Below are 18,805 nucleotides of genomic sequence, written 5' to 3' on the forward strand. Positions count from 1 at the left end.
GAATTTGTTACATTAAAAATAATTGTTTCGTTGAAGAAAAATAAATTGTATATTTTAAAAGAAAAAGGTATACTATGATGTATCAAATGAATAACCTATGGCATTTTGTCAGAGGGGAGTAACTTAAGAATCATGACCGTATAAATGATTCGACACTTTATCGTCATTACGAAGATATCTTCCGGTAAAGTGGGCAATTTAAATTGCTTAGTGAGACCTTTGCTATTTATTTAGCATAGGTCTTTTTGTTTGTACTTAACTTATTTATTTAAAGGAGTTGTACATGTTAATGGATCCAAGTTTGATCTTACCTTATTTATGGGTACTTGTCGTTTTAGTATTTTTAGAAGGCTTATTAGCAGCAGATAACGCGATTGTTATGGCTGTAATGGTTAAGCACTTACCACCCGAACAACGTAAAAAAGCTTTGTTTTACGGTTTGTTAGGTGCATTTGTATTTAGATTTTTAGCATTATTCTTAATTAGTATTATCGCGAACTTTTGGTTTATTCAAGCTGCAGGAGCGGTTTACTTAATTTATATGTCAATCAAAAATCTGTGGCAGTTCTTTAAACACCCAGAAATTGAAAGTCCTGAAGCTGGAGATGATCATCATTATGATGAATCTGGTGAAGAGATTAAAGCAAGTAACAAATCATTCTGGGGAACTGTGTTGAAAATAGAATTTGCAGATATCGCATTTGCCATTGATTCTATGCTTGCTGCTTTAGCTATTGCTGTAACACTTCCTAAAGTTGGTATTCACTTTGGTGGTATGGACTTAGGTCAGTTCGTAGTCATGTTCCTAGGTGGAATGATTGGTGTTATTCTAATGCGTTATGCAGCAACATGGTTTGTAGAGCTATTAAACAAATATCCAGGACTTGAAGGTGCAGCCTTCGCGATCGTTGGTTGGGTAGGTGTTAAATTAGTTGTCATGGTATTAGCGCACCCAGACATCGCTGTATTGCCTGAGCACTTCCCACATGGCGTATTATGGCAATCTATTTTCTGGACAGTACTAATTGGATTAGTAATTATCGGTTGGTTAGGTTCAGTTGTTAAAAATAAAAAATCGCATAAATAATTGATGTGAAGCGGACAATCTTAATTTAGTTTAAGGTTGTCCTTTTTCATTTAATTGAGTGATTTATGAAAAATGGATTTTGAAGAATGTGAATCAAAAGATGCGATATAGTATTAAGAAAATGTGCCTTTTATATTTAGCATTTTTTCAATAGAAATTATATAGATTTTAAAGCAAATTAGGTGTTAATGTGTCATAATGATAAGTGATTTTATTGAATGGAGTGGACATTAGTGGATATTGGTAAAAAACATGTAATTCCTAAAAGTCAGTACCGACGTAAGCGTCGTGAATTCTTCCACAACGAAGACAGAGAAGAAAATTTAAATCAACATCAAGATAAACAAAATATAGATAATACAACATCAAAAAAAGCAGATAAGCAAATACATAAAGATTCAATTGATAAGCACGAACGTTTTAAAAATAGTTTATCATCGCATTTAGAACAGAGAAACCGTGATGTTAATGAGAATAAAGCTGAAGAAAGTAAAAGTAATCAGGATAGTAAGTCAGCATATAACAGAGATCATTATTTAACAGACGATGTATCTAAAAAACAAAATTCATTAGATTCAGTGGACCAAGATACAGAGAAATCAAAATATTATGAGCAAAATTCTGAAGCGACTTTATCAACTAAATCAACCGATAAAGTAGAATCAACTGAAATGAGAAAGCTAAGTTCAGATAAAAACAAAGTTGGTCATGAAGAGCAACATGTACTTTCTAAACCTTCAGAACATGATAAAGAGACTAGAATTGATTCTGAGTCTTCAAGAACTGATTCAGACAGCTCGATGCAGACAGAGAAAATAAAAAAAGACAGTTCAGATGGAAATAAAAGTAGTAATCTGAAATCTGAAGTAATATCAGACAAATCAAATACAGTACCAAAATTGTCGGAATCTGATGATGAAGTAAATAATCAGAAGCCATTAACTTTACCGGAAGAACAGAAATTGAAAAGACAGCAAAGTCAAAATGAGCAAACAAAAACCTATACATATGGTGATAGCGAACAAAATGACAAGTCTAATCATGAAAATGATTTAAGTCATCATATACCATCGATAAGTGATGATAAAGATAACGTCATGAGAGAAAATCATATTGTTGACGATAATCCTGATAATGATATCAATACACCATCATTATCAAAAACAGATGACGATCGAAAACTTGATGAAAAAATTCATGTTGAAGATAAACATAAACAAAATGCAGACTCGTCTGAAACGGTGGGATATCAAAGTCAGTCAACTGCATCTCATCGTAGCACTGAAAAAAGAAATATTTCTATTAATGACCATGATAAATTAAACGGTCAAAAAACAAATACAAAGACATCGGCAAATAATAATCAAAAAAAGGCTACATCAAAATTGAACAAAGGGCGCGCTACGAATAATAATTATAGTGACATTTTGAAAAAGTTTTGGATGATGTATTGGCCTAAATTAGTTATTCTAATGGGTATTATTATTCTAATTGTTATTTTGAATGCCATTTTTAATAATGTGAACAAAAATGATCGCATGAATGATAATAATGATGCAGATGCTCAAAAATATACGACAACGATGAAAAATGCCAATAACACAGTTAAATCGGTCGTTACAGTTGAAAATGAAACATCAAAAGATTCATCATTACCTAAAGATAAAGCATCTCAAGACGAAGTGGGATCAGGTGTTGTATATAAAAAATCTGGAGATACGTTATATATTGTTACGAATGCACACGTTGTCGGTGATAAAGAAAATCAAAAAATAACTTTCTCGAATAATAAAAGTGTTGTTGGGAAAGTGCTTGGTAAAGATAAATGGTCAGATTTAGCTGTTGTTAAAGCAACTTCTTCAGACAGTTCAGTGAAAGAGATAGCTATTGGAGATTCAAATAATTTAGTGTTAGGAGAGCCAATATTAGTCGTAGGTAATCCACTTGGTGTAGACTTTAAAGGCACTGTGACAGAAGGTATTATTTCAGGTCTGAACAGAAATGTTCCTATTGATTTCGATAAAGATAATAAATATGATATGTTGATGAAAGCTTTCCAAATTGATGCATCAGTAAATCCAGGTAACTCGGGTGGTGCTGTCGTCAATAGAGAAGGAAAATTAATAGGTGTAGTTGCAGCTAAAATTAGTATGCCAAACGTTGAAAATATGTCATTTGCAATACCTGTTAATGAAGTACAAAAGATTGTAAAAGATTTAGAAACAAAAGGTAAAATTGACTATCCCGATGTAGGTGTTAAAATGAAGAATATTGTCAGTCTAAATAGTTTTGAAAGACAAGCAGTTAAATTGCCAGGAAAAGTTAAGAACGGTGTTGTTGTAGATCAAGTTGACAACAATGGTTTAGCAGATCAATCTGGTCTGAAAAAAGGTGATGTAATTACTGAATTAGATGGCAAACTTTTAGAAGATGATTTACGCTTTAGGCAGATTATATTTAGTCATAAAGATGACTTGAAATCAATTACAGCGAAGATTTATAGAGATGGTAAAGAGAAAGAAATTAATATTAAACTAAAATAATGTTGAGGTGAACAACGTGTCAATTTTTAGCCAGTTTTTAAAAAGATCAAGCCCTCAACAAGGTATTGTATTGTACTATATCGTCGCAATTGTCATTGCATTTTTATTATTAAACTTACCGTATGTTCATAAACCAGGTGTAGAAGTAAATCCAATTGACACATTATTTGTTGCCGTATCCGGAATTAGTGTTACTGGATTGTCTCCGATAAGTATTGTCGATACCTATTCTACATTTGGACAATTAATTATCCTCGTGATATTAAATATTGGTGGAATTGGCGTCATGGCAATTGGTACGATGTTATGGGTGGTACTAGGTAAACATATTGGAATTAGAGAACGTCAGTTAATTATGTTAGATAATAACAAAAACACAATGAGTGGTACCGTCAAATTGATTATTGATATTGTAAAATCAATATTTGTAATCGAACTCGTAGGAGCCATGTTATTAGCATTTTACTTTTATCGAGATAATCCAGATTTAAAATATGCAATCATGCAAGGTGTTTTTGTTTCTATTTCTGCCACTACCAATGGTGGATTAGATATTACAGGTAAGTCATTAATTCCTTATGCACATGATTATTTTGTACAAGCGATAGTTATATTTTTAATAATTTTAGGATCAATCGGCTTCCCAGTATTATTAGAAGTTAAAGCTTATATTCAAAATAGGGTTACTAATTTTAGATTTTCATTATTTACTAAAATTACGACATCAACATATTTATTCCTATTTATTGTTGGGGTATTAGCCATTCTATTATTTGAACATAACCATGCGTTCAAAGGTTTAAGTTGGCATCAATCGTTATTCTATTCGCTGTTTCAATCAGCGACTACAAGAAGTGCGGGTCTTCAAACAATTGATGTGACAACACTAAGTGACCCCACTAATATTATCATGGGTATTTTAATGTTTATAGGATCTTCGCCAAGTTCGGTTGGTGGCGGTATTCGTACAACAACTTTCGCTATTTTAATTTTGTTTTTAATTAACTTTAGTAATAATGCCGATAAAACATCCATTAAAGTTTACAATAGAGAAGTACACATTATGGATATTCAACGTTCATTTGCAGTATTTACAATGGCGACAATTTTAACATTTTTAGGAATGCTAATTATATCAGCTACTGAAAATGGTAAGCTTACATTTTTACAAGTATTTTTTGAAGTCATGTCTGCATTTGGAACTTGTGGACTATCGCTTGGTGTCACAAGTGATATTAGTGATATTTCTAAGGTCGTACTAATGATACTCATGTTTATAGGACGTGTTGGCTTAATATCATTTATCATTATGATAGCAGGACGTCGAGAACCAGATAAATTCCATTATCCAAAAGAACGTATTCAAATAGGATAATATAATAGCAATCTAAGTTTAGTTAATGTAGATTTTAACTGGAACTTAGATTGCTTTTTTAGTTTGTATTTTTAACTTATTTTATAAGACGATTGGTTTCGAAAATGGTAAACTAGTAACAATGAGAGGTGTAACATGATGGAAAAAAATGAAAACATTAATGTAGAGATTTTAACTACGTCAGATATGCATAGTCATTTCTTAAATGGTGATTATGGTTCAAATATTTATAGAGCTGGTACTTATGTTAACCAAGTAAGAGCACAAAATCATCGCGTCATTTTATTAGATAGTGGCGGAAGTTTAGCTGGCTCGTTAGCGGCCTATTATTATGCTATTGTTGCACCTTATAAACGACATCCAATGATAAAGTTAATGAACAGAATGCATTATGATGCTAGCGGTGTGAGTCCAAGTGAATTCAAGTTTGGTTTATCATTTTTAACTCGTTCAATTGCTTTGGCACGTTTTCCATGGTTATCAGCAAATATTGAATACAATGTTACTAAGGAGCCTTATTTTTCAACTCCATATTGTATTAAACATTTTGGTGACTTAAAAATTGCTATCGTAGGCGTCACAGCAGATGGTTTAATGGAAAATGAGTATTCTGAAATGGAGCAAGATGTATCTATTGAAAAGACATTAGTGGCATCAAAACGTTGGATTAGATATATCCATGAAGTTGAAGAGCCAGATTTTTTGATTGTAATTTATCATGGTGGATTGAATAAAATTAGTAATAGTACGAAAAATAAAAAGGCAAGTTCGAATGAAGCTGAAAAATTAATGGAAGAACTCGGTGTTATAGATTTAATGATTACAGCTCATCAGCATCAAACAATAGTAGGTCAAGATCATGAAACGTATTATGTTCAGGCTGGTCAAGATGCCAAAGAGCTTGTACATCTTTCGATTAATTTTAAAAAGAGAACAACAACTTATGATGTTGAAAGCATTGATTCTAAAGTGATTGACTTAAATGAGTATGAAGAGGATCAAGAATTATTAGATTTAACATTCTATGATAGAAAAGCAGTGGCTTATTGGTCACAGGAAATCATAAGTGATAAAGGTTTGATGTTATCAGTAAATGGGTTACAAGATTTAGTCTGTCAAACACATCCATTTTCGCAATTATTACATGATGCAATTCACCTTGCATTTGATAATGATATAACATGTGTTCACGTGCCTATGAACGGAGAGAAGGGGTTGAGTGGACAGATTCGAAATGAAGATTTGTATCATGCATACCCATATCCAGATAAGCCAATGGATATGACAATTAGTGGTCAAAATATCAAAGATATATTGGAGTATAGTTATTCACATTTAGATTTTGTTAACGAGCAATTAAGCTTAACAATTATTGATGAAACGTTATGTACAATGTGGCAAGGATTCAATTATGAGATTGATATGAATCAAGAACCTGGGCAACGAGTAATGTTAGATCAAATTGATTTGACTAAGAGTTATAGAGTTACAATGACTGACTATTGTTATCGTAACTACAAGAATTATTTAAAAAATGCTATTATACATGAATCATACGATGAAACAATGAGTACATTAATTGCAGAGAAGTTAAGAGATCCGAATTATCGTATTTCATGTAGTGATAATTTTATAGTTAAAAACAGGTAAATATTGCTATGTAATAAATTAATTATAAGTTCAACAAGTATAAAAACCTTTCTTAGAGAAGATTATCTAGGAAAGGTTTTTAGAATTTTAAAATTGATATAAAAGAACAGTGAAATTCTCATTCATTATATATAAGTAAACAAAAAAGCTAAAATGGTATATACCATTTTAGCAAGTAACGGAAACGGAGGGATTCGAACCCTCGCGCCGCTTTCGCGACCTACACCCTTAGCAGGGGCGCCTCTTCAGCCAACTTGAGTACGTTTCCAATGGCTCCACAGGTAGGACTCGAACCTACGACCGATCGGTTAACAGCCGATAGCTCTACCACTGAGCTACTGTGGATTAATTTGTATGTGTTTGAATATCAAGCACAAATATTATTATAACAAGATTAAGTTAATTTGCAATAGATACCTTAAAAAAATATGCAGAACATTTACACTATATTTATAAAACATTCCGCATATTTTAAAAATAAACAATTTATTTATCTTCAAATAAAGAATAGCGTGTCAATGCTTCAAACACATTCAATGTGGCTTTATTATAATCTATTGGTTGGTCGGGATTTTTTGATATCATGCGAGATTGTTTATCTACCATGTAATAGTAAAAAATGGAATTGTTATATTGATGCCATAAACTGTGGTATGAAACATGAAGAATGATTGATTCATTATTAATAAATGTCACTTTACATTTACGATTTTTTAATTCTTTAATACTTTCGATATAATGCATATTTAACCAAATATTTTCATTTTGTCTGTCAGAATGTGTTGGGAAAAAATAAGTTGGAAATAATGGTGTTAGTAAAATAGGTGGTTTACTAGAAATGCCAGTAATGCGGTTTGTCTTTGCTTTCTTGCCAAGATAAGTATTACCATAAAATTTGCAAGAGCGTTCAATGATTTTCTGGACTTTAAAAGGATTTTGAATACGCGTTTTGTCAAACCGAATTATTTCACTACCGTTTCTTTGATCGTCATCATCAAATGCTGGTCGAATAACCATGTCTCCTTTGCGTATCACATAAATATTTTGAGAATACATAAGCAAAACCTCGCTTTATTAAGTTTTAAACCATTAATATAAAAATACAATTAATGATATAAATATATTTTATAATAAAATTCTGAGTTGTCAAGTTATTATTTTGGTGAAAATGTACAATAATTTTTAACTAATAGTCAGAATATTCATTGATTTCAAAATTAGAAAAATGTATACTTATTATAAATTAAAGAAAGGTAGTGGTTTCTATGAAATACAATACTAATGTTAAACATACAACTTTAGAAGCGTTTGTCACAACTGTCAATGATTTGGGTATTGAATTAATTATCAATGAAGCACTTCGAGAGGTAAGAAAACGACAGCTCATAGAACTTATAGATGACGCACTCGTCAATAAAGATGAAGCAGCATTTAATCAATATACGGCAGAATACAAAAATTTGGAGGCATTTCTCGGTGAATAACATTGATTCGAATTCCATAACGCAATCATAAAAGGACTATTCTTAACATCTCATACATGTAAGAATAGTCCTTTAATCGTTTATGACATTAATCTAATTAATTCATGTCTATCTATGTCACCGAAATAATGATATAAATCATATTCTGATAGTGCTTCTTCTATGTGCTCAAAGTCGTGTAGACAGCCAACTAATGCATTTTCAAGATCAGTGACATCTCCGACACCAAAGAAATCACCGAATATTTTTGCATGTTCGATTTTACCTCGTTTAACATCAAACTTAATTTGTACAAATCCTTTTTCAAATTTTTCCTCGCGTTCAAAGTTATATTTAGGGTTTCTACCATAATTCCATTCCCAAGTTCTATATTTGTCGTTACTTAACTTTTCAATATTTTCCCAATCTTCATCCGTTAATTTATATTCTTCTACTTCAGTTTCTCCAAAGATAGTTTTCAAGATGATTTTTTTAAATTCTTCAATTTCTAAAGGGTCATTTAAAAATTCTTGAATGTTTGCTACCCGTTTACGAACAGATTTAATACCTTTTGATTTAATCTTAGCTGGATTAACTTTTAGTGCATTCTGAACTTCGTCTAAATCACTATTTAACATCAACGTACCATGACTAAACATTCTATTTTTAACTTTAACCATAGCATTCCCTGAGATTTTCGCTTGTCCAACTTGAATATCGTTACGACCAGTTAATTCAGCATTTACGCCTAAAGATTGTAATGCTTGAACAATTGGTTCAGTGAATTTTTGGAAATTGTGGAAACTGTTACCATCATCATCTGTTATAAAACTAAAGTTTAAATTGCCAGTATCATGATAAACAGCGCCACCACCAGAAATTCTTCTTACTACATCGATGTTGTGAGCATCGATATATGTCTGATTTACTTCCTCTATCGTATTTTGATTCTTTCCAACAATGATAGATGGTCTATTTATGTAAAATAAAAAGTAACTTTCTTCTGCTGGTAAATTTTTTAAAACATATTCTTCCATTGCTAAGTTTAAAGTTGGATCTGTAATATTATTATTACTAATGAATTTCATTACAATCTCTCCCTTATATCTATATATATTCTCTACTTATTTATGCCTTAACTTTGCTCAAAATGCCAATTATATACTCACAAATCATTCTAAATATCGGCTTAAAGTTACATTTTATTATTTTTGATTGTTAATAGTTTATTTGTTAAGTGAATTTTAGTACAATATAATTTAGTTATGATTTAAGGAGGACTTAAAATGACTGTTGCAGAAGTGGGTAACATTGTTGAGTTTATGGATGGATTAAGAGGTCGTGTTGAAAAAATCAACGATAACTCTGTTATTGTTGACTTAACAATTATGGAAAATTTTAATGACCTTGATTTACCGGAAAAAACTGTTATCAATCATAAACGATATAAGATTGTTGAATAAGAAGGTAAGTTATAATGAATAAAATCTCGAAGGCTTTAACTTGGTTTATTATAAGTTTCATTATATTTCATCTCATATTATTTATTATGTGGGGCGAACACCAAGAATACTGGTATTTATATACAGGTATAATGCTAATTGCTGGTATCAGTTATGTATTTTATCAAAGAGATATTGAATCTAAGCGGTTGCTTACATCAATTGGTGTTGGTATTATTACGGCAATTATTTTAATTATGCTTCAACTTTTATTCTCACTTATAACTTCTAATTTAAGTTATAGTTCATTAATTAAAGAATTAGCAAGAACAGGTGTCAATTGGAAGTGGCAAATGTTAGTAACTTTACTTTTTGTCATTCCATGTCACGAGTTATATATGAGAACTGTTTTACAAAAAGAATTAACACATTTTTCAATACCGAAATGGGTAGCTATATTAATAACTGCAATTTGTTCTAGTTCATTATTTATTTATTTAGATAATTGGTGGATAGTAACATTTATATTTGTTGCACAAGTGATATTATCATTAAGTTATGAGTATACTCGACGTATAGCAACAACATCCGTTGCACAAATTGTAGCTATTATATTGTTATTAATTTTTAATGCTTAAATAAGCTTTTCTTAGACGTATGTGTTCTAAGAAAAGCTTTTTTGCTTAAGAATAGCAATACGAAGATTCGAGGCATGCTTCATTATAGTGGTAATATTTTTTAACAGCAAGCGGTTATTATTGAGATTAGGTTTTAGTCAGTTTTTATTACTAAATATTTTATAAAAATGGTATAATATTTTTGAGCAAGTTGAATTGATGGTGGCTATCTGAGTAAAGGGGGGTGGTGCCTATGGCATTACTTAACACTTTTGAAAGGAAAAGCCTATTGTGATATCTATTGCAAACGCATTACATTTAATGTTAAGTTTCGGTATGTTTATCGTCACTTTCATTGGTATAGTAGTAGCAATAATAAATTTAAGCAATAAAAAATAACCATCATTTCAAAACTTTGACATAGAATGATGGTTAAAGAAAATCTCATTTAGTCACCGTCTTTTTAACGGGCTCATTAGGCGACATGTTCCTGCATGTCGTCTTTTTACATTTTTATAGTAACATATCTTTTATTTAATTGTCTATTTTTATTAGATGTGTAACAAAATTTTGAAGTATTTTCCGTATATTGCCTGCTAAACATGTCAGATTTGAAAGGAAAATCATACTGTGGTAGAAATCAATTATGATTATATGGTAGTACTTATAAATAAGTGATTTCTATTGAATATGTAATGAAGTTCATATATTAATATAACTTTCATTGATATAGAAGTCGCAATGATTAATTTAAACAATAAAAAACAACCATCATTTCCAAACTTTGACAACGAATGATGGTTAAAGAAAATCTCATTTAGTCACCGTCTTTTTAACGGGCTCAATAGGCGACATGTTCCTGCATATCGTCTATTTATACACTGCACAATTTAATAATAATACAATTATACTTTGATGTCCATTTAACATAAAGTGGTTGAAATTTGCAGCAAATAAATTAACCTTGACTATTTTCAGAAAATTCTGTATAAATAACGAAAAAGAGATATGGATTAAATATGAAGAGGTGTTTTTATAGAAGAATAAAATTTTTGGCACTATATTATATTTAACTTTAGCACTTGGATTATCAACAGCAGCTTATGCATCTACAGAATACGCAGAAGGAGGCACTTGGAGTCATGGTGTCGGCAGTAAGTATGTTTGGTCGTATTATTATCATGGTCATAAAGGACATGGTGCAACAGCTATTGGAAAATATAGATCATTTAGTGGTTATACAAGAGCTGGTGTAAAAGCAAAAGCATCAGCTACTAAACATAATTGGTGGGTCAATAGAGCGTATTATAACATTTATTAAATACTAAAAAATCATAGAAAATAAACAACGCAAGAGGTACAACATGAAATGGTTCAAATTAATACTTGATGTTACAATCTTCATTCTGATTGCTATATTGTTATTTGTTTATACATATAAAGAAAACGAAGAAATATTGCCTGATACTAAATACCCTATAGCGGTAACTGACTGGAATAAAAAATATAGTAAAAATGAGATTTATAAACGTATAGATCAATTCGCTAAAAATGAGAACGTAGCAATCTATAAATCAACTTCAAATTATACAAACAAAAACGTAGATAAAGATATATATGTATTTAATAAATCAAAAGCAGCAACTATCACTCCTTTTAATGCTAAATATAACATTCATTATTTAAGTGACGACGAAGTATTAAAAAAAGATATCAAAGGGAGTTATTTTGTAAAAGACAAAAATTTTGACGTGTCTAAATTCATAAATTTTTTAAAAGAATATGGTGTTACTGCTGAATCATACAAAATAGATCATATGATGATTGCCGTTGGTGTCATTAAACAAATGAATATAGTAGTTCCATTATCCTCACTTTTAATCGTTTATTTTATTTATTATATTTTCGAAAAGAACATTAATTTCAAAGCGTATGCGATTAAGTATTTAAATGGTTTTACATTAAGAAAAATAATTTTCGAAAATTTTTCAAAGAAATGCACGTATTGGGTAACGTTAATCATAACTCAAATTCTTTTAACTACAAGTGTACTTTGGATATTAAATTACACGGGTAATTTAGATTTATTCATATTAAGAATAGTTCTGCTTTCATGTCTTTTCATTTTAACGATTAGTGTTATTAATTTATGGACTTTCTTAATGTTACTAAATTTAAATATTGCAAATATGATTAAAGGTAAGCAGCACTTTAAAACAATTCGTTTTATTAATACAGTTTGTAAAAGTATTCTCTTAGTACTAATAGCTAATGTAATGATAGAAAATACTAGTGTTATTAAAGATTTGAATAAAATAAAAGAAACTGAGAAATATTGGAATGTATTAGATGATTATTACACGATTGAATTTGCACCTTATCACGAAACAAAACAAAGTTTGATTGATAATATGGTGCGATCAGAACAATTAGTAAAGGCTAGTGAAGCAGAAAATAATGCGATTTTATTCAAACCAAAGGGTGACTCCGTTGACAATGACAACTTTTCGCCTGATGAGGGGAATGTAATATTAGTAAATAATCAGTTCTGGTCGATTTATTACAAGCAGTTTCAACCTGATATTCCGATAAAAAATCAAAAAAATAATGTCGAAGTAATTATTCCACAAAAGTTTCATGCAATGCGTAATGAAATCAATCAAGCATATCATTCATGGTTTGAATTTGTACAAAATAAAAATAATAAAGAGAATAAGTTATCTATACAGTTTATCAACAAAAATGATTGTCGAATTTTTTCATTTGATGCACGAGATAGTCGCCATTTGTCATTTATAGAGGCGCCAATCATTGTGAATGTTCAGGCATCAGATTTATCGAATGATTTTTATTATGCCATGATCAGTCAAGGCGGGTATTTATTCAAAAATTATGACGCGCTAGTAAAAAATATTGAAAAGTATCATCTTGATGGGGAAATCAGTGGAATAACCAATTATAAAGATAGCGTGATGGAAATGTATCATGAAAACAATTTGAAATTAACAGTACTCAACTTTTCACAAATCATTATCGCAATCATTTTAATAATTATTATTTTATTTGATGTGAAATATTATTTTGAACAGCATCGAAAATTACTCGTAATCAAAAAGCTATATGGTTATTCAACATTAAGAGCCAATTACCAATACTTATTAATAAATAATATAGTTGTTATTTTTATTGGAATATTGACGAATGTAATTTTACATTCTCACTATATAATGATGTTATTTGCAACGATTCTTGTCGTTCAAATATTATTGCAGATTTGCAGCCTATACTATCATGGCCGACGTTTTAATGAAGTTATCAAGGAGTTTTAACTATGAAATTTATCATTGCAATATTATTAGGATTAATATTATCCATTACTATTGCTTTTACAATCATACATCATCCTATACTTGATCGTTTTAATCCTTTCTTAAAAACGGAGTATAGTTATGCCAAAGTGCCAAAAGGTACGCAACAATATGTTAATATTACGGCTTATAGTGAAAGAGGGGAAAAGCTTGATTATAAATTAACATTTAATGGATTTTCACCTAGTAGAACGTATGTCGAAATAAAGCATAAAGGGCAATATGTCATATCGATCACATATGTTGAAAAAGAGGATACACCAAAAGAGGTAAGACAAGAATGATAGAATTAAAAGATTTAACCATACAAAAAGGTAATACACATATTTTGAAGAAACTTAATTTGAAATTTCAATGTGGAAAATCATATGCACTTATTGGTAAAAGTGGATGCGGTAAATCTACATTATTAAATACTATTGCTGGACTTGAAAAAACAGGAAAACAATATGTCTATTTTAATGGTCAATTAGAACAATTTAAATCTAATTTTTACAGAGATAAATTAGGATATTTATTTCAAAATTATGGATTAATCGATAATTTGACAGTAAATGAAAATTTAGATATTGGATTAGCATATAAAAAAATAAGTAAGAAAGAAAAAGAACAAATAAAGATACGTTATATAGAACAGTTTGGTCTGTCAAACAGTTTAAAAAGAAAAGTTCATACGCTAAGTGGAGGTGAACAACAACGTGTCGCTTTAATTAGAATGATGTTAAAAGATCCGATTGTTATGTTAGCTGATGAACCAACGGGTGCGTTAGATCCTAAAACAGGACAGATGATTATTCAATCATTATTTGGTTTGGTCGATGAAAATAAAGTGCTGATTTTAGCAACACATGATATGGCTATTGCAAATCAATGTGACGAAATAATAGATTTAGAACAGTATAGAAAAGTAGCATCTATGTGATATCCAAAAGATAAAATTAAAAGCCAATCAATGGGAAATGTTGACTTCAACACTCCGTTTGATTGGCTTTTATACTGTGTTACTAAGTTATGAAAGTAACAACGGCAAACTGAAAAAAAGCAATATAATAATATTTAATACGATTAGTAATAAATGTAATTGATTTTTCGTTTTAATATAGCAAAAAACAATGACTAAAGATAACAACAATATCATGATTGCACCTGGGAAGAACCATAATGCTGAAGCTGTGTACCAAATCATTGGTAACGCCATAATAATAAAAGATATAAGACAAGAAAGGATACCAATAATATTATAAGTTCTAGTCAAAATTACACCTCCAATTTTCACTTTAAAATGACATGCGTAAAACAATCATTTTAAATACATTATACAATAAAATTAAATTGTGCGGTAGAAGAATTTGAAATTAAATTGAATTGTTTTTGGTAGTTGGTATATTTATAACACTCTGCAAAAGAATGTAGCAAAATTAGATAAATTAGATTATTTAAAATTATGCGTGATATTATTATTTTTATCATGCAAATAATTATAATAACAATATTTAATTATTGTATTTACAGTTGATTAATAGCGTTGTGAAGTATAAAATTATTTTGTAAAACAATTTTGTTATTAAGAGGTGCGCTATGGAAAAGGGGATTTTCAATTACGATAATGCGAATGTATTAAAATTAGATACTAATCAGTTAAATGAAAACATAAAAGTCATTGACGATATATTTAAAAATTATGAGCAGATAGAGCCAACTATAGAAGTCGAAAATGGAAATACAAAATTAAAATTAAATGGATATTTTATTGCGTCAATTATAAGCCCATTAAATTTAAATAAACTTAATAATTTATATGTTGAAGAAGAATTTTATCATACATATAACGAATTAATTGTTAAATATACTGAGGTAAAGGAATAATTATAATGAAAAAAATATTTATGATGGTACATGAGTTAGATGTGAATAAAGGTGGTATGACCTCTTCGATGTTCAATAGAAGTAAAGAGTTTTATGATGCGGACATACCTGCTGATATTGTTACTTTCGATTACAAAGGAAACTATGATGAAATTATTAAAGCTTTGAAAAAACAAGGTAAAATGGATCGAAGAACGAAAATGTATAATGTATTTGAGTATTTTAAACAAATTTCAAATAATAAACATTTTAAGTCTAATAAATTGTTATATAAACATATTTCAGAAAGACTAAAAAATACGATTGAAATTGAAGAGAGTAAAGGTATTTCAAGATATTTTGATATAACGACTGGTACATATATTGCCTACATTAGAAAAAGTAAATCTGAAAAAGTGATTGATTTCTTTAAAGATAATAAACGAATTGAACGGTTTAGTTTTATAGATAATAAAGTGCATATGAAGGAAACATTTAATGTAGATAATAAAGTTTGTTATCAAGTATTTTATGATGAAAAGGGATACCCATATATTTCAAGGAATATTAATGCTAATAATGGTGCTGTAGGTAAAACTTATGTGTTAGTTAATAAAAAAGAATTTAAAAACAATTTAGCACTGTGTGTTTACTATTTAGAAAAACTAATAAAAGATTCTAAAGATAGTATTATGATTTGTGATGGACCAGGGAGTTTTCCAAAAATGTTTAATACAAATCATAAAAATGCTCAGAAATATGGCGTTATTCATGTTAATCATCATGAAAATTTCGATGATACGGGTGCATTTAAAAAAAGTGAGAAATATATTATTGAGAATGCGAATAAAATTAACGGTGTAATTGTATTAACAGAGGCACAAAGATTAGATATTCTTAATCAATTTGATGTAGAAAATATTTTCACTATTAGCAATTTTGTTAAGATACATAATGCTCCAAAACATTTTCAAACTGAAAAAATCGTAGGTCATATTTCTAGAATGGTACCAACGAAGCGAATTGATTTGCTTATTGAAGTGGCTGAGTTAGTCGTAAAAAAAGATAATGCTGTTAAATTTCATATATATGGAGAAGGATCTGTCAAAGATAAAATAGCTAAAATGATTGAAGATAAAAATTTAGAAAGAAATGTTTTTCTTAAAGGATATACAACAACTCCACAAAAATGCTTGGAAGATTTTAAATTAGTCGTTTCTACATCTCAATATGAAGGTCAAGGGTTAAGTATGATAGAAGCAATGATTTCTAAAAGGCCTGTTGTTGCCTTTGACATCAAATACGGACCAAGTGATTTTATAGAAGATAATAAAAATGGTTATTTAATAGAAAACCATAATATTAACGACATGGCTGATAAAATACTTCAGCTTGTTAATAATGATGTATTAGCAGCGGAGTTTGGTTCGAAAGCGAGAGAAAACATTATAGAAAAATATTCAACGGAATCAATATTAGAAAAATGGTTAAATCTTTTCAATAGCTAAATGAAAAAATCCTAGGTATTCATGAGTACCTAGGATTTTTACGCATGATAAATACAAAAAAAGAGAGGATAGTCCTCTCAAACAATAGTTAATAAAATTGTAGCCATTTCTTCCAGCTGTAACTACTAATACAAGCTAAGTTCATTACGATATGTATGATTTCAAATTCATAACCACTTACATATCCTCTTGTAAGTTTAAGTGTGAAGATTGAGCCTAACATAACACAAATATAAAAAACATTAACATAAGGCGTTAAAAAGCCGATAATAAGTGCTAAACCTCCAACAACTTCACCAATTGACATCAATACTGCGATGGTAGGTGGTAAACCTAAAGAGCCTAAGAAGTGAATTGTTCCATCTAAATCAACAAATTTCAAAGTACCATGCACTAAGAATGATGTTGCTAACATCCATCTAATTAAAAGCATACCTAATTTCATCATGTCACCTCCAACATTCATATTTTTAAAACATAGTCCAAATTATATTTGTAAACATGTGGAAAGTAAAGATTTTTTATAAGATTAATTATTAAATATTTATTAAATATTCTATTGTATTGAACAATTGTTGTAGAAAGATGTTTAAGTCATCAGTTACTTTTTGTATTTATAAATAAAGATTAGTACAGCATAGTGCAAAGATTATAGGGAAATGAATTAACTATTGCATCGCTATTTATGAATCGTAAACACTATTATGAAATTGCGAGAGTAGTATGGACAATTAGAATGATGGTTTGAGATAAATGAGTGTTATTAACCAGTGCGTCATTTTCAAAATTAGATGCCATTTGCTGTTTATAATAAGAAGATTTGATAATTAACTATGATAAGAAAAAATAATAATCCCCTAAATACATTATAAACAAATTAAATGATAAAATAATAATATATATTTCTACTAAAGTTGTTTGGAGGTAAATGTGTGAATAGGAATATCGTTAAACTAGTTGTGTTCATGCTAATTTTAGTTGTAGCAGTAGCGGGTTGTGGTCAAAAAGATACTGAAGAGAAAACTGAAATGACGACAATAAAAGATGAATTAGGAACTGAAAAAATTAAGAAAAATCCTAAACGTGTTGTTGTATTAGAATATAGTTTTGCTGATTATTTAGCAGCATTAGATATGAAACCTGTTGGTATTGCAGATGATGGCAGCACTAAAAATATAACAAAGTCAGTAAGAGATAAGATTGGGGCATATGAATCGGTTGGATCTAGACCGCAACCGAATATGGAAGTGATAAGTAAATTAAAACCGGATTTGATCATTGCAGATGTTAGCAGACATAAGAAAATCAAATCAGAATTGAGCAAAATTGCTCCGACAATCATGTTAGTTAGCGGTACGGGAGATTATAATGCAAATATTGAAGCATTTAAAACAGTCGCTAAAGCAGTAGGCAAAGAGAAAGAAGGCGAGAAGCGTCTGGAAAAGCATGATAAAATATTAGCGGAGATTAGAAAGAAAATTGAACAGAGTACGTTAAAATCTGCATTTGCATTCGGTATCTCAAGAGCAGGTATGTTTATTAATAATGAAGATACATTTATGGGACAATTCTTAATTAAAATGGGTATTCAACCTGAAGTCACAAAAGACAAAACTACGCATGTTGGTGAACGCAAGGGTGGTCCTTATATATATTTAAATAATGAAGAACTTGCCAATATCAATCCAAAAGTTATGATTTTAGCCACTGACGGAAAAACGGACAAAAATAGAACGAAATTCATTGATCCTGCAGTTTGGAAATCATTAAAAGCTGTGAAAGATAACAAAGTTTATGACGTTGACCGAAATAAGTGGTTGAAATCAAGGGGGATTATCGCAAGTGAAAGTATGGCAGAAGATTTAGAAAAAATTGCAGAAAAAGCAAAATAAAAATACAGCGCTACT

At 29.7% G+C, this 18,805-nt stretch carries 20 protein-coding genes, 2 tRNA genes and 1 riboswitch; of the genes, 16 read left to right on the plus strand and 6 right to left on the minus strand.

Translation table 11 applies throughout. The features are described 5' to 3' along the window. Nucleotides 1-101: 101 nt before the first annotated feature. A riboswitch (yybP-ykoY riboswitch) is annotated at nt 102-209 on the plus strand. A gap of 74 nt (nt 210-283) precedes the next feature. The 4 genes from JG553_RS02160 (at nt 284) to JG553_RS02175 (ending at nt 6,655) form a co-directional block, all read left to right on the plus strand. Beyond that, nucleotides 284-1,087 carry a TerC family protein gene (locus tag JG553_RS02160; protein ID WP_000928413.1) on the plus strand — a complete coding sequence of 268 codons (804 nt, stop codon included), beginning with the start codon at nt 284-286 and terminating at the stop codon, nt 1,085-1,087. A gap of 218 nt (nt 1,088-1,305) precedes the next feature. After that, entirely contained in the window at nt 1,306-3,630 is a 2,325-nt protein-coding gene (locus JG553_RS02165) for a S1C family serine protease (protein WP_001805132.1), read from the plus strand. A 16-nt stretch (nt 3,631-3,646) separates the two neighbouring features. Beyond that, nucleotides 3,647-5,005 carry a TrkH family potassium uptake protein gene (locus tag JG553_RS02170; protein ID WP_000021864.1) on the plus strand — a complete coding sequence of 453 codons (1,359 nt, stop codon included), beginning with the start codon at nt 3,647-3,649 and terminating at the stop codon, nt 5,003-5,005. Nucleotides 5,006-5,143: 138 nt separating this feature from the next. After that, entirely contained in the window at nt 5,144-6,655 is a 1,512-nt protein-coding gene (locus JG553_RS02175) for a bifunctional metallophosphatase/5'-nucleotidase (protein WP_000414177.1), read from the plus strand. Nucleotides 6,656-6,834: 179 nt separating this feature from the next. Here JG553_RS02175 and JG553_RS02180 read toward each other — a convergent pair. The 3 genes from JG553_RS02180 to JG553_RS02190 all read right to left on the minus strand — a co-directional run bounded on the left by JG553_RS02180 (nt 6,835) and on the right by JG553_RS02190 (nt 7,711). Beyond that, nucleotides 6,835-6,923 (minus strand) — tRNA-Ser (locus JG553_RS02180). 2 nt (nt 6,924-6,925) lie between these two features. After that, nucleotides 6,926-7,000 (minus strand) — tRNA-Asn (locus JG553_RS02185). Nucleotides 7,001-7,141: 141 nt separating this feature from the next. Further along, nucleotides 7,142-7,711: a competence protein ComK gene (locus tag JG553_RS02190; RefSeq protein WP_000287271.1), complete on the minus strand. Its 570-nt coding sequence runs from the start codon at nt 7,709-7,711 to the stop codon at nt 7,142-7,144. Between the two features lie 209 nt (nt 7,712-7,920). On the opposite strand from JG553_RS02190, the gene JG553_RS02195 reads away from it, so the two are divergent. After that, nucleotides 7,921-8,139, plus strand: a complete 219-nt coding sequence (locus tag JG553_RS02195) for an IDEAL domain-containing protein (RefSeq protein WP_000876826.1) — start codon at nt 7,921-7,923, stop codon at nt 8,137-8,139. An 80-nt stretch (nt 8,140-8,219) separates the two neighbouring features. Here the strand turns inward: JG553_RS02195 and lplA are convergent, their stop codons facing one another. Beyond that, nucleotides 8,220-9,206: a lipoate--protein ligase gene (lplA, locus tag JG553_RS02200; RefSeq protein ID WP_000668820.1), complete on the minus strand. Its 987-nt coding sequence runs from the start codon at nt 9,204-9,206 to the stop codon at nt 8,220-8,222. A gap of 198 nt (nt 9,207-9,404) precedes the next feature. Between lplA and JG553_RS02205 the strand changes: the two genes are divergently transcribed. The 8 genes from JG553_RS02205 to JG553_RS02240 all read left to right on the plus strand — a co-directional run bounded on the left by JG553_RS02205 (nt 9,405) and on the right by JG553_RS02240 (nt 14,467). Continuing rightward, nucleotides 9,405-9,581: a YkvS family protein gene (locus tag JG553_RS02205; protein WP_000214898.1), complete on the plus strand. Its 177-nt coding sequence runs from the start codon at nt 9,405-9,407 to the stop codon at nt 9,579-9,581. Between the two features lie 14 nt (nt 9,582-9,595). Then, nucleotides 9,596-10,198 (plus strand): CPBP family glutamic-type intramembrane protease, encoded by a 603-nt coding sequence (locus tag JG553_RS02210; protein WP_001033867.1) that lies wholly within the window; start codon nt 9,596-9,598, stop codon nt 10,196-10,198. Nucleotides 10,199-10,513: 315 nt separating this feature from the next. Further along, nucleotides 10,514-10,576: a hypothetical protein gene (locus tag JG553_RS13305; RefSeq protein ID WP_228764722.1), complete on the plus strand. Its 63-nt coding sequence runs from the start codon at nt 10,514-10,516 to the stop codon at nt 10,574-10,576. 538 nt (nt 10,577-11,114) lie between these two features. Next, a complete protein-coding gene (locus JG553_RS02220; protein ID WP_001790623.1) occupies nt 11,115-11,216 on the plus strand; it encodes a hypothetical protein in 102 nt (33 codons plus the stop codon). Between the two features lie 9 nt (nt 11,217-11,225). Next, a complete protein-coding gene (locus JG553_RS02225; protein WP_001790097.1) occupies nt 11,226-11,498 on the plus strand; it encodes a lactococcin 972 family bacteriocin in 273 nt (90 codons plus the stop codon). 43 nt (nt 11,499-11,541) lie between these two features. Beyond that, nucleotides 11,542-13,506, plus strand: coding sequence for a bacteriocin-associated integral membrane family protein (locus JG553_RS02230; RefSeq protein WP_000870806.1), 1,965 nt, complete (start codon nt 11,542-11,544; stop codon nt 13,504-13,506). A 2-nt stretch (nt 13,507-13,508) separates the two neighbouring features. After that, the gene (locus JG553_RS02235; RefSeq protein ID WP_000668623.1) at nt 13,509-13,829 is read left to right on the plus strand and encodes a YxeA family protein; all 321 of its coding nucleotides are present in this window, start codon (nt 13,509-13,511) and stop codon (nt 13,827-13,829) included. After that, a complete protein-coding gene (locus tag JG553_RS02240) occupies nt 13,826-14,467 on the plus strand; it encodes an ABC transporter ATP-binding protein (RefSeq protein WP_000571178.1) in 642 nt (213 codons plus the stop codon). The genes JG553_RS02235 and JG553_RS02240 overlap by 4 nt, the downstream gene beginning before the upstream one ends. Before the next feature lie 87 nt (nt 14,468-14,554). Here the strand turns inward: JG553_RS02240 and JG553_RS02245 are convergent, their stop codons facing one another. After that, nucleotides 14,555-14,845, minus strand: coding sequence for a hypothetical protein (locus JG553_RS02245; RefSeq protein ID WP_001795544.1), 291 nt, complete (start codon nt 14,843-14,845; stop codon nt 14,555-14,557). Nucleotides 14,846-15,123: 278 nt separating this feature from the next. Between JG553_RS02245 and JG553_RS02250 the strand changes: the two genes are divergently transcribed. After that, the gene (locus tag JG553_RS02250) at nt 15,124-15,411 is read left to right on the plus strand and encodes a hypothetical protein (protein WP_000410720.1); all 288 of its coding nucleotides are present in this window, start codon (nt 15,124-15,126) and stop codon (nt 15,409-15,411) included. A gap of 5 nt (nt 15,412-15,416) precedes the next feature. Beyond that, nucleotides 15,417-16,898, plus strand: a complete 1,482-nt coding sequence (locus JG553_RS02255; protein ID WP_000719184.1) for a glycosyltransferase — start codon at nt 15,417-15,419, stop codon at nt 16,896-16,898. Between the two features lie 88 nt (nt 16,899-16,986). On the opposite strand, the gene JG553_RS02260 is transcribed toward JG553_RS02255, so the two are convergent. Beyond that, complete coding sequence (locus JG553_RS02260; protein WP_000766009.1) at nt 16,987-17,343, minus strand: DoxX family protein; 357 nt, start codon at nt 17,341-17,343, stop codon at nt 16,987-16,989. 487 nt (nt 17,344-17,830) lie between these two features. Between JG553_RS02260 and JG553_RS02265 the strand changes: the two genes are divergently transcribed. Then, entirely contained in the window at nt 17,831-18,790 is a 960-nt protein-coding gene (locus JG553_RS02265) for an ABC transporter substrate-binding protein (protein WP_001081351.1), read from the plus strand. Nucleotides 18,791-18,805: the final 15 nt, after the last annotated feature.

Source organism: Staphylococcus sp. T93, from assembly GCF_016743875.1.
Taxonomy (GTDB): Bacteria; Bacillota; Bacilli; order Staphylococcales; family Staphylococcaceae; genus Staphylococcus; species Staphylococcus aureus.

Coding starts and splice junctions, on each gene's coding strand:
- JG553_RS02160 (WP_000928413.1), top strand. CDS start 284: ATGTTAATGGATCCAAGTTTGATCTTACCTTATTTATGGGTACTTGTC.
- JG553_RS02165 (WP_001805132.1), top strand. CDS start 1,306: ATGGAGTGGACATTAGTGGATATTGGTAAAAAACATGTAATTCCTAAA.
- JG553_RS02175 (WP_000414177.1), top strand. CDS start 5,144: ATGGAAAAAAATGAAAACATTAATGTAGAGATTTTAACTACGTCAGAT.
- JG553_RS02190 (WP_000287271.1), bottom strand. CDS start 7,711: ATGTATTCTCAAAATATTTATGTGATACGCAAAGGAGACATGGTTATT.
- JG553_RS02195 (WP_000876826.1), top strand. CDS start 7,921: ATGAAATACAATACTAATGTTAAACATACAACTTTAGAAGCGTTTGTC.
- lplA (WP_000668820.1), bottom strand. CDS start 9,206: ATGAAATTCATTAGTAATAATAATATTACAGATCCAACTTTAAACTTA.
- JG553_RS02205 (WP_000214898.1), top strand. CDS start 9,405: ATGACTGTTGCAGAAGTGGGTAACATTGTTGAGTTTATGGATGGATTA.
- JG553_RS02210 (WP_001033867.1), top strand. CDS start 9,596: ATGAATAAAATCTCGAAGGCTTTAACTTGGTTTATTATAAGTTTCATT.
- JG553_RS02230 (WP_000870806.1), top strand. CDS start 11,542: ATGAAATGGTTCAAATTAATACTTGATGTTACAATCTTCATTCTGATT.
- JG553_RS02235 (WP_000668623.1), top strand. CDS start 13,509: ATGAAATTTATCATTGCAATATTATTAGGATTAATATTATCCATTACT.
- JG553_RS02240 (WP_000571178.1), top strand. CDS start 13,826: ATGATAGAATTAAAAGATTTAACCATACAAAAAGGTAATACACATATT.
- JG553_RS02250 (WP_000410720.1), top strand. CDS start 15,124: ATGGAAAAGGGGATTTTCAATTACGATAATGCGAATGTATTAAAATTA.
- JG553_RS02255 (WP_000719184.1), top strand. CDS start 15,417: ATGAAAAAAATATTTATGATGGTACATGAGTTAGATGTGAATAAAGGT.
- JG553_RS02260 (WP_000766009.1), bottom strand. CDS start 17,343: ATGAAATTAGGTATGCTTTTAATTAGATGGATGTTAGCAACATCATTC.